General features: G+C 40.7%; 2 protein-coding genes. Both read right to left on the bottom strand.

Going from position 1 to position 11,976, the window contains the following annotated elements:
* Window positions 1-4,263: type I polyketide synthase (locus F6K27_RS22520; protein ID WP_287300921.1), on the bottom strand; the 4,263-nt coding region annotated here is incomplete at its 3' end.
* Between the two features lie 11 nt (window positions 4,264-4,274).
* Window positions 4,275-11,957, bottom strand: a complete 7,683-nt coding sequence (locus F6K27_RS22515; RefSeq protein ID WP_287275946.1) for a type I polyketide synthase — start codon at window positions 11,955-11,957, stop codon at window positions 4,275-4,277.
* Window positions 11,958-11,976 lie beyond the last annotated feature (19 nt).

Raw genomic sequence — 11,976 nt, 5'->3', positions numbered from 1 at the left:
CTGTTCTGATTTGCTGTCGTAGTCTATGCGTTGACATCTTAGTTCTGGGTGTTCTAGGCTGATGATTTGCCCTAATCCCCACAAACTACCTGATGCGGGATTTGTCACCTCTATCTCTGAAAGTACACTTTGACTGTCAGATGTGATAATACATAGTTTTGGTATTGTCTCAGGCTTGGTTTTGATGATGGCTTGCACTAGATGCAGCAGGCTACTACAGGTTTGTTCTGGATTTGTTTGTAGTTCTGTTAGCTCTAGTTTTGACTGCGATTGGTTGCACCATTGATGATGTATGATACCTGTGATTGATGGCTGGTTTTGTAGTAGTTGAGTATATTCTTCTGGGTTTTGGGGATTGATTTGATAGTGCTTGGGTGTTAGTTGTTGATATGTTGTTCCTGGTGTGATTCTGATTGACTCTATACCTTGTTCTTCTAGTGCTTGTGTGATTTTAGTTTCTGTTGTGAATACTAACCATTTGTTGATTTGGCTGGTTGATGGACTGCTCTGTGGCAATGGTTGGGGTTGCCAGTTGATTTGATAATACCAATGACTGATGTTTGGTGATAGGCTTTTTAATAGGGCTGCTGCTGTTGTTTCTCTTACTTTTAATCCTTTAATTTCGGCGAGAATTTTTCCTTGGTTGTCTACAAGGAAGACATCTGCTGTTAAAGGGGTGGTTGTGATTTCAGCTACAGCCCAAACTCTAGTGGGGATGGGATGATACAGTTGGTAGTTGCTGATACCTATTGGTAGATATGTTTGCTCCCCTTTTTTGTCATTGCTGATGGTGTAAGCTATGATTTGTAAAGCTGCATCTAATAGAGCTGGATGTAGGTTGTATTCTGTGATTTGAGTTAATTCCGTTGGTAAGCAGATTTGTGCTATGGCTTGACCTGTCCCCTGCCATAGTTCTTTGATACCTTGGAAACTATTTCCGTATTTGATACCGATTTTCTGAAATTGTTGATAATGTTCTGAAATATCTATGGCTTGAGTACAGGCTTTCTGGTATTTTTCTAGGTCAAGCTTGCTGATGGCCGATGGGGATTGGGTTTGGATATTCCCTTCTGTATGCAATATCCATTCGGGGGTTGATTGATTTTCGGCCTCTTTTGTGCTGTAAATCTGGAATTTATAGTGGTTATTTTCTAGGGGTGTGAGTATTGTTTGTATGGTTTGGATTTGGCCTGCTGGTAGGATTAATCCTTGAGCTATGATCAGCTCTGATATAGCTATTTCCTCTACATTTAGTATGGCTCTGGCTGCTGAGTATGCTATTTCTAGGTAGCCTGTAGCTGGGAAGAGAACTTTTTCAAATACTTGGTGGTCACTGAGGTAGGCTGGTGAGTCTGCTTCTAAGTATGATTGAAATATTTGTTGAGTAGTTGCATTTGGTATTTTCTGACCTAATAATGGATGAATTTGTTTTTGTCGGTGGCTTTGAGTGCGCTGTTGATTTGCCTGTATCCAATATCTTTCTCGTTGGAATGGATATGTGGGCAGGGCTACTTTCTGACGAATATAATCAGAGTCGAATCCTATCCAATCTATTTTGCTTCCTTTAATGTACAACTGTCCCAAGCTCGATAACATCTGTTGCCACTCATCTACTCCTGGTCGTAATGATGGTAACCATTCGACTACACTCTCTGGTTGACATTGACGTGCCATTCCTAACAATATTGGCTTTGGTCCCATTTCTAGATATATTTCATATCCTTGTTGTCTTAATGTTTCTATTCCTTGAGCAAATCTTACTGGTTGACGAATGTGATTTACCCAGTAAGAGGCTGTGGCTATGCTACTATCTGCTATTTGCCCTGTAACATTGGAGATGATTGGGATTTGAGGTTGATTGTATGTTAGTTGATTGGCCACTGCCTCAAATTCCGACAACATTGGTTCCATTAATCGTGAATGAAAGGCGTGGGATACCTCTAGTTGTTTGGTTTTGATTCCCTTGGCTTCTAGTTGATTGACAATGCTCTTCATTGCCACCGACTCTCCTGAAATGACTACGCTCTCTGGTCCATTTATTGCTGCAATCCCTACTTCACTCTCAGGGGTGATATATTGACTCACCAATGATTCTGATGCCATTACTGATACCATTTCTCCACCTGATGGCAACTGTTGCATCAGTCTGCCTCTGGCTGCTATTAGTTTCAGACCCTCTTCTAGAGTCCATACTCCTGCTACTGTTGCTGCTACTATTTCTCCTACACTATGTCCCATTACTACATCTGGTTTTATGCCCCATGACTTCCATAGTTGATATAGGGCATATTCAAGAGCAAACAGAGCAGGTTGAGTATAACCCGTTTGGTTCAATAGCGATGCTTTGGAGTTGTCATCCTGATACAAGATTTTCAACAGAGACTCTTCTAGTTCAGAGCTGAGAATTTGTGAGCATTTGTTAATAGCTTCTCGGAAAAGGGGTGCACTTTCGTACAACTGCCTACCCATGTTTACATATTGAGACCCTTGCCCTGTGAATAAACAGGCTATTTTAGGAGTAATACTGTCGTCTGTTACTTCTCCTGAGTACAACCCTGGTCCCATTTCTCCTGATTTGTACTCTTGCAGTTTTTCTACTAATTCTTGTCGGTTTGAAGCGAGGGCGGATAATCGATAGTTAAAGTCAGCTCTTGATGTATTAGCCGTATAACATATATCAACTAAATCATTTTTATTGTTTGGTGCTTGTAGATAATTTTGATAACTCTTGACTAAATCACTCAAAGCTGTTTCGGTTTTTCCTGACAAAGTTAATATATGCAGCGAACGTTCTAAATCATTTACTTCTGGCACAGAAACTGCACTTTCATTATCACTTCTGACTTCTGACTTCTGAATTCTGAATTCTAGCGGAGTTTCTTCTAAAACTACATGAGCATTAGTGCCACTAAAACCAAAGGAACTCACTCCTGCCACACGAGACATACCACCCTCTGGCCATGACCTCATCTGAGTTGAAACTTCTACAGGTAATTCCTCCCAATTTATATAGGGGTTCGGTTGATGAAAATGTAACGAAGGTACTATTTGTTGATGTTGCAATTGCAATACTACTTTCATTAAACCTGCTATCCCTGCGGCTCCTTCCAAATGACCTATATTTGTCTTCACTGAACCCATAATTACAGGTTTGTCTTGAGTGTGAGTCTTTTTAAATACTTCTCCTACTGCTCCTACTTCTATGGGGTCTCCCAAAGATGTGCCTGTACCATGAGCTTCTATATAACTTACACTCCCTGGGTCTATTCCTCCATTCTCCAAGGCTTGACGAATCACTGCTTGCTGAGATGGACCATTAGGGACTGTCAATCCACTGGTATCACCATCTTGGTTCATGGCACTTCCACGAATCACTGCCAAAATATTATCCTTGGCTGCCACTGCATCTGATAAACGTTTGAGTACAACTATACCACATCCTTCAGCTCGAACAAATCCATTTGCTGCTGCATCAAAAGTTTTACACCGACCATCAGGAGATAACATTCCGGCTTTTGAAAAATTGATGCTAAACTCTGGAGATATTAATCTATTCACTCCTCCTGCTATAGCTAAATTACATTCTCTATTCCTTAAACTGGAGGTGGCTAAATGGATACTAACTAGAGAAGAGGAGCAAGCTGTGTTTACTGCTAAATTGGGTCCTTTTAATCCCAGAAGGTAAGATATTCGTCCTGATGCTGCACTATGGTTATTTCCTGTAGCTAGATAAGCATCAATTTGTTCATAGCCTAGGCTTAGTATTTTTTGAGTATAGTCGTTACTACAAATACCAACAAATACACCTGTCAAGCTTCCTTTGAGATTTTGGGGATTTATTCCCGAACGCTCTAACGCTTCCCAACTCACTTCTAGGAGTAATCGCTGTTGAGGGTCTAGATGAATTGTTTCTTTAGGAGAAATACCAAAGAAATTAGCATCAAACTTTTGTAGTCCTTCTACAAAGCCTCCATAACGAGTAGAAATTTTACCGGGAGCGTTAGGATCAGAGTCGTAATATCTATCGATAGGCCATCGGTCTGATGGCACTTCAGTAATTGCATCTACTCCGTTTTGTAAAAGTTCCCAGAAGGCTTCGGGAGTAGATGCACCTCCGGGTAAACGGCAACCCATTCCAATTATGGCGATCGCCTCAGATTGCTCTTGATTATTAAGTCTATCTACTTCAGCCTCTAACGTACTAATCTTTTCTAATGCTTTTTGCATCAGTTGTGCATACTCTTGCTCTTGGTTACTTATCATTGAAATACCTCCTAATTTACTCCTAATTTTTCTGCTAGTTTTTGAGCAATGTTATCTATTTGAAGATTTTGATTGGAATTACGGTTAACTGTATCGCTGTCATTCTCTTTCTTCTCTTCTAAAATCAGTAAATCTTTAGCCAAATAATCTACTAGAACTCCAATTTTAGGGTAGTCAAAAGCTAGAGTAGAAGGTAGGGAACACTTCAAGCTAGTTTGCAACTTATTCCTCAACTCTACAGAAGTCAAAGAATCCATACCTAAGTCAAAAAACCCTGTTTCTAATCCAATTGATTCAGGTTTATTAATGCCTAATACTAAGGCTACCTGATGACGCACATGAGCCACTAATAACGACCGACGCTCACTGGGTGCTGTAGCTTCCAACTTTAACACAAAATCTGACTTTGATGATTCCGTGACTTCTAGTGTAGTTTCTTGCCAATCTGCTAAAAACCTCCATTTTCCTACTCTTTCTTGCCATTTTGACCACTCTATCGGTACTACCCCTACTTCTATTCCATGGTTAGCTTCCATAGTAGGTTGACCACTCATCAGTAGTTCTAGAGACTCTAATACTTGAGCTGGAGGAATTATTCCCATTCCCTGCTCATTTAACCTCACATCTGCTCCTCGTTCCGCTGCCTCTCCCACTTGAGACACCGCACCCCAATGAATACTCAATCCCGGTAATCCCATCGTTCTACGATAGTGGGCTAAACCATCCATAAAGGCATTGGCTGCTGAATGATTGGCTTGTCCTGGGTTTCCTAACAAAGATGCCACCGAAGAAAACAGTACAAAAAAGTCTAATGACTGCTGTTTAGTCAATTCATGCAAATACCAAGCTCCTTGTACTTTCGGTGCCATTACTTTCTCAAAGCTTGACCAGGTTTGATTTTGTATGACTCCATCCGACAAGGTTCCTGCTGAATGAATGACTCCTGCTAGTGGGAAAGTGGAATGGTTGATATTTGATAATACCTTTTCCATCGACTCCCTATCTGACACATCAGCAATTTCTACTACCACTGATGCTCCTGCTGTTTCTAACTCTTTGATCTTCTTTTGAGCTGTTTCATCTGGGTCACGCCGTCCCATCAATACTATGTGCTTGGCTCCCTGGGACACCATCCAACTAGCTACCAGTAAACCTAAGCCTCCCATACCTCCTGTAATTAAATAGGAAGTATCATCACGGAAACTGATTTTTGTACTATCCTGACTTGGTTCTGTTTGAGTGACCACAATTTTGCCTATGTGTTTGGCTTGCTGCATATAACGGAAAGCACTGACTACTTCCTCTATTGGGAATAGCGTCAACGGTGGTGGCTTGAGTTTTCCTGTGGCTAACATACTACTCAACTCCTGTAACATCGAGTTAATTAATTCTGGTTCCTCAAGAGAAGTTGTATGTAGATTCACACGAAAGTATTCCATATCTGGTTTGTTTTCTTTGACTTTGGCTTCATCCCAGATATCACGTACTGCCAGTTCCACAAACCGACCATGGTCATTCAGCACATCCACACTTTTGTTGATAAATTCCCCTGATGTCAGAGAGTTTAATACAATATCAACCCCTTGACCGGATGTCAATGACATAATCTGGTCAGCAAATTCTAATGTCCGGGAGTTCATAATATGTTTGACTCCCATCTGCCTCAATACTTCCCATTTAGCCGGACTAGCGGTAGCAAAAACTTCTGCTCCTGCTGCCTGGGCTATTTGCACTGCGGCCATGCCTGTACCACCTGCTGCTGCATGGATTAAGACGCGATCGCCATTTCTAATCTTGGCTAGATACTGCAAACCATAATGGGCTGTTAAAAAGTTGGCGGGAATAGATGCTGCCTCTTCTAAGCTCAAATTTTCTGGTTTGAGAGCCACATATCGGGTATCAATCGTTACATATTGACTAAAGCTACCCATAGCCATCGCCAACACTAAGTCACCTTTTTGAAAATCTTTGACTCCTGCTCCCACTGCCACTATTTCACCTGCACAATCTACTCCCATAACTGGCTCTCCTGGATAGAGATTTAAGGCAATCAGCACATCACGAAAATTCAGCCCTGTGGCTCTAACTCGAATTTCTACTTCCCCTGCTGCTGGTTCTCTCCTGTTAGTAGGTTCTAAACTTAAGCTATCTAAACTACCCTTTTCTGATATTTCTAGTTTAAATGGTTGTGATGGTACTACCAGTTGTTTCTGTTGCTGATGATGACTCGCTACCAATCGAGCTACATAGCGACCATCTCCTCTCAGTGCTACTTGGTCTTCTTTGTCTAAAGACTTAATTTCACTGCATAATGTTAATACTTGCTCTTCTATGGTTGTTTGCGGGTCTAAATCTATGCGCACACAGTTCAATTCTGGATGTTCTAAGCTAATTACTTTCCCCATTCCCCACACTGAAGATTGACCGAATCCTGGAATTACTGGATGATTTGATGGTGCTGGTTGAGCGCCCGCTGTCACTAACCATAATCGTGGCGATGTTGATAACCCTACTTTCACTAATCCTTGTACTAAGGATAATGTACTACCACATCCCCATCGAGATACTTCTTCTATTTTTTCACCCTCTACGATTTCTGTTGTCCAACATTGCACTACTCCATATAAGGCTGGCATAGAGATCGCAACTTCTGTAATCAGTTGTTCAAACTCTTGTGGGTTGTCTGGGTTGAGTGTCAATTCTCCCGATGGCAGTTTTTGATATTTATCTCCTGCAAATACTAAGGTACAAACATCTCCTGCTGACTCTAATTGGGTAGCTAACTTTTGACCTCGGCCTTGAGAGTCTGCTAGTATCAACCATTGCTGAGGTGTCTGTGATACTGATGACTCTGTTGGAGTTGCTTGAGCAATTATTACTGATTGCTCTAACAAAGCCTCTAGTCTTCCTTCCGCTTCTGGCAATATGACTACTTCCCTAAAACCATTTTCACTCAATACTTGAGGCCACTGGGAACGACTTAACAAAGGATAATCTGGTCGTAATTCTGTGTCTTGGAATCTCCACCACCCGTCCAACAATCCGAACACGAAATCTAGCCACCATTGACGAGTTGTCACTTCTAATAAGACCAACATTCCCCCTGGTGCTAACAGTTGTTTGACATGGGATAATGTTTCTTTGAGGCTTTTAGTCGCATGGATTACATTAGCTGCAACAATTACATCATATTGATGTGACTCAAATCCTTGATTTGTGGGGTTTAATTCTATATCTAATTTACGATAGTCTACGAAAGCATAATCTCCAAATTTTTCTTGAGCTTTTGTAGTAAACAGAGCTCCGATATCAGTGAATACATACTCTGTATTATTTGGTGGTAGATGGGGCAGAATGTAGCCAGCTGTACTTCCTGTGCCTGCTCCAATTTCCAGTAATCTTACACCTTGTGCTTTGGGGAGTTTTTCTATAGCTGTAGCGATCGCTTTTTCTACTATTGTGTTCATCACCTTAGCTACAGTAGACTCTTGGTACATTTTGCTCGTTGTAGTTAAATCTCCCGATGGAAATACTAACTGAACTGGGTCTATTGCACCTCGCAATACACTACTTAGTTGAGAAGCACAACGATTTAGTAAGGTTAATTCTGCTGATTCTGGATATTGAATCTCTAACTGTTTACCTTTTTCTTGAGAATTATCAATCTGCTTACCTTCAAGAGTTTCGATTACTTGCCAATCAGTCTCAGAAATTGCTTTGAGTATTCCGCGATCTGCCAACATTTGTAGCATTCGTTTGAAAAGTCTCTGTTGACTAGGGACTATTCCTAAACGTTGAGCTTCATTCTCCCCATTGAATATATCTCCTATCTCAAAAGAACCTTTGATTTCTTTTATTGCCTGTAATACATACCCAAAACTTAATTTCTCTAAGTGACGAGATATTTCCCCATGGCTATCTAAGTCTTTCTGAGCTATAAGTTCACTGACTACTGGCTGTAGTTGGCGTTCAATTTCTTTTGGTGAATGTAGATAATCTGGTGCTGGTAGCTGGCCTAAACGACCTTTGGCTCTCCATTCTACTTCATACATCCACTTAGTAATTGATTCTCGCTTGCCTAATAGGTTTTCAGCATTGGCTTTTCTAAATTGTAATCCTTCTACTTTGGCAATGATTTCTCCCGCTTGATTACTAAGGATTACATTAGCTTTCCAGATTTCTCCGCCAATCACACTAGACCTATTTTCTTCCTTTGCTATTGATGCGTGTGCCCACAGAGAAGCTCCTACTATACCATATATCTTAAATTTTTCTACCCCTACTGGCAGATAAGTAGCTTGATTTCCATTTGTTGTTTCTGGGAGTATATCTAAGGTTACCTGCAATGCTGCATCTAGTAAAGCTGGATGTATATTATAATTAGTTAATTCTGCTGCTATTTCTTGGGGTAAGGCAATTTCCGCTATCGCTTGTGCATCAGTTTTCCACAACTGTTTGATTCCTTGGAAACTACTTCCATAGTAAATTCCCAGTTGCTGAGATTTTTGATAATGCGCTGATATTTCTATAGCCTGACTACACTCTTTCTGGTATTTTTCTAAGTCTATTGTTTTGCTTTCAGTGCTAGAGTCCAGAGCTAATTTTCCTTCTGCATGGAATATCCATTCTGAAGTATCTAAACCTTCTTCTGATGTGCTAAATATTTCAAATTTATAGCTATTGTTTTCTACAGAGGTAAGTACTATTTGTACTATCTTGAGTTCTGCCTCCGGCAAAATTAAGCCTTTTCCTATAACTAAATCCGTTACTTTGACTTGGCTATTATTAAAAATATTTTTGCCTGCTGCCGTAGCCATTTCTAAATAGGCTGTAGTTGGGAAGAGAACTTCATCGAATACTTGATGATCACTCAGGTAAGGTGGATTTTTTCTCCCTAGATAAGATTCAAAAACAAAGATTTTTTGTTTCCCAGCAAATTTTATTTTGTCACCTAATAGTGGATGACTATCTTGTTTTTGAAAGTTTTCTCTCCATACATTTTTATGATTTACCTTGGTTTCTATCCAATGTCTTTCTCGTTGGAACGGATAAGTCGGCAATGCTACTTTCTGAGGAGTATAATCTTGGTTAAACCCTAACCAATCTATTTTGGCTCCTTTTACATACAAATTTCCTAAACTCAATAGCATTTGTTGCCACTCATCCACTCCAGGCCGCAATGATGGCAACCAGACACCTAGATCTTCTGGCAAACATTGCTTGCCCATACCTAATAATACTGGTTTCGGTCCAACCTCTATAAATATTTCATACCCTTGTTCATGTAGCGTTTTCATTCCTTCGGCGAAGCGGACTGGTTGACGGACATGATTAACCCAGTATTGAGGGGAAGCAATACTACCATCGGCTTTTGTCCCTGTCACATTAGATATAATAGGTATTTGAGGTTGATTGTAGGTTAGTTTATTAGCTACAGCTTCAAACTCTGCTAACATTGGTTCCATTAATGGTGAATGGAAAGCATGAGATACTTCTAGTTTTTTGGTTTTGATTCCTTTTGCTTCCAGGCTACTTACTACAGCTGTTACTGCCACAGACTCCCCAGAAATAACCGTGCTTTCTGGTCCATTTATGGCTGCAATCGCTATTTCTTGATAAGGTTCCAGGAGTCGGCTCACTGTAGATTCTGAAGCCATCACAGAAACCATTTCTCCACCTGAAGGTAACTGTTGCATCAACCTGCCCCTAGCAGCTATTAATCTCAAACCATCTTCAAGATTAAATACTCCGGCTACAGTTGCAGCGACATATTCTCCCACACTGTGGCCCATTACTATACTAGGTTTAATTCCCCAAGATTCCCATAATTTATATAGGGCATATTCTATTGCAAACAGAGCTGGCTGAGTGTAAGCTGTTTGGTTTAGTAGAGATGAATCTTTATTATATAAAACATCTAATAAAGAAAATTCCATCTCCGAACTTAGTATTGCATCACACCTATCCAACACTTCACAGAAAACAGGCTGTGTTTGATACAGTTGTTGACCCATATTCACATACTGGGAACCTTGACCTGTGAATAAGAAACCTACTTTTACCCTTCTTGTGCCCTCAGGAAGTTCCCCTGTTAATACTCCTGCTGTTAATTCCCCACCTTGGTATTCCTTCAGCTTTTCTGCCAACTCCTGTTTATTCGAGGCGATCGCTGCTACTCGATGGTTAAAATCGACTCGCCCAGTATTAGCACTGTAACAAATATCTCCTAAGTTTGATTCCGGATTACTGTTTAAATATTTTTGATAACGACTCACCAACTCCCCAAGAGCTGTTTCTGTTTTAGCTGAAAGAGTTAATAGATGAACTGAAGGTTTCTGACCCCCTCTTCTTTCTTCCTTCTTATTTATTCCTTCCTCAAGAACTACATGAGCATTTGTGCCACCAAAACCAAAGCTACTTAACCCTGCCCTCAGTGGATAAGGTTTTCCCGCCCCATCAACTTTTACTTCCCAAGATTGAAGCTTGTCCACCACAAAAAACGGACCTTCTTTTAATTCAATCTCAGGATTAAGTTGCTGATAATTTAATGAAGATGGCAGAGTTGCATACCTCATGCACAGCAGAACTTTGATTAGTCCAGCCATACCTGCTGCGCCTTCCAAGTGACCAATATTTGTTTTAACCGAACCCAAACCACAACTATTAGCAGGCAACTTCCCACTTGAACTCAAACGTTTAAACGCTTCATTTAAAGCCTCAACTTCAATTGGATCTCCCAGTGATGTGCCCGTACCATGTGCTTCAATATAACTTACTGACTCTATATCAATATTAGCTTCTTGATAAGCCTCTTCCAACAATTCTGCCTGAGCTTGGGGATTTGGTGCAGTAAATGAACTTGCTTGCCCTCCATGATTCACCGCTACACTGCGAACAACCCCATAAATATGATCGCCATCCCTCAGCGCTTTTTGATAATCTTTAAGTACAACTACAGCCCCTCCTTCTCCCCTAACAAACCCATTAGCGCCCGCATCAAACACTCTGCATACTCCATCGGGAGATAACATACCCGCCGCAGTATAAACTTGGCTATTCACAGGAGAGCAGATTAAATTCACACCTCCTACCAACGCTGTTTGACACTGGCCGCGACGTATGGCATTTACCGCTTCAGACAAGGCTACCAAAGAGCTGGAACAAGCTGTATCAACAGTCAAGCTAGGACCATGAAAATCATAAAAATAAGAAAGGCGATTAGCAAAAGTTGCTGGAGCTGTACCAGTAGCGATTTGAGCTATTTCGGCTGTATCCAAACCTTTTTCTAATAAACTCCTGTAGTCGTAGTGACAAACTCCTACATAAACCCCTACTGATTTACCCTTTAATGTATCGCTTGCATATCCTGCATCTTCCATTGCTTCCCAAGATAATTCCAGCAACAACCTTTGTTGCGGGTCCATTAACTGCGCTTCCTTGGGATTAATTCTAAAAAAGGATGAGTCAAACAAATCTATATCTGTCAAAAAACCACCACGTTGAGTAGATAAATCTATTTCCGAACTCATAGAATTAAATAGATTTCCCCAACGCTCTGAAGGAAGATTCTGCATTGAGTTACGACCTTCCTTCAGTAGCTGCCAAAATTCTTCTTGAGTATCTGCTCCAGGAAAACGGCAAGACACACCTACAATCGCTATTCTTGTTAGTAAACTACCCTGATTAGAATCCATTTTAATTTTACCTTAGATC

It is taken from the genome of Okeania sp. SIO2F5 (genome assembly GCF_010692685.1).
GTDB lineage: Bacteria > Cyanobacteriota > Cyanobacteriia > Cyanobacteriales > Microcoleaceae > Okeania > Okeania hirsuta.
The sequence above is the reverse complement of the archived record's forward strand: the minus strand, read 5'-3'. Positions and strand labels throughout refer to the sequence as shown.

What these genes read in the sequence shown, in the direction of transcription:
- F6K27_RS22515 (WP_287275946.1), bottom strand. Translation starts at nt 11,957, where the DNA reads ATGGATTCTAATCAGGGTAGTTTACTAACAAGAATAGCGATTGTAGGT.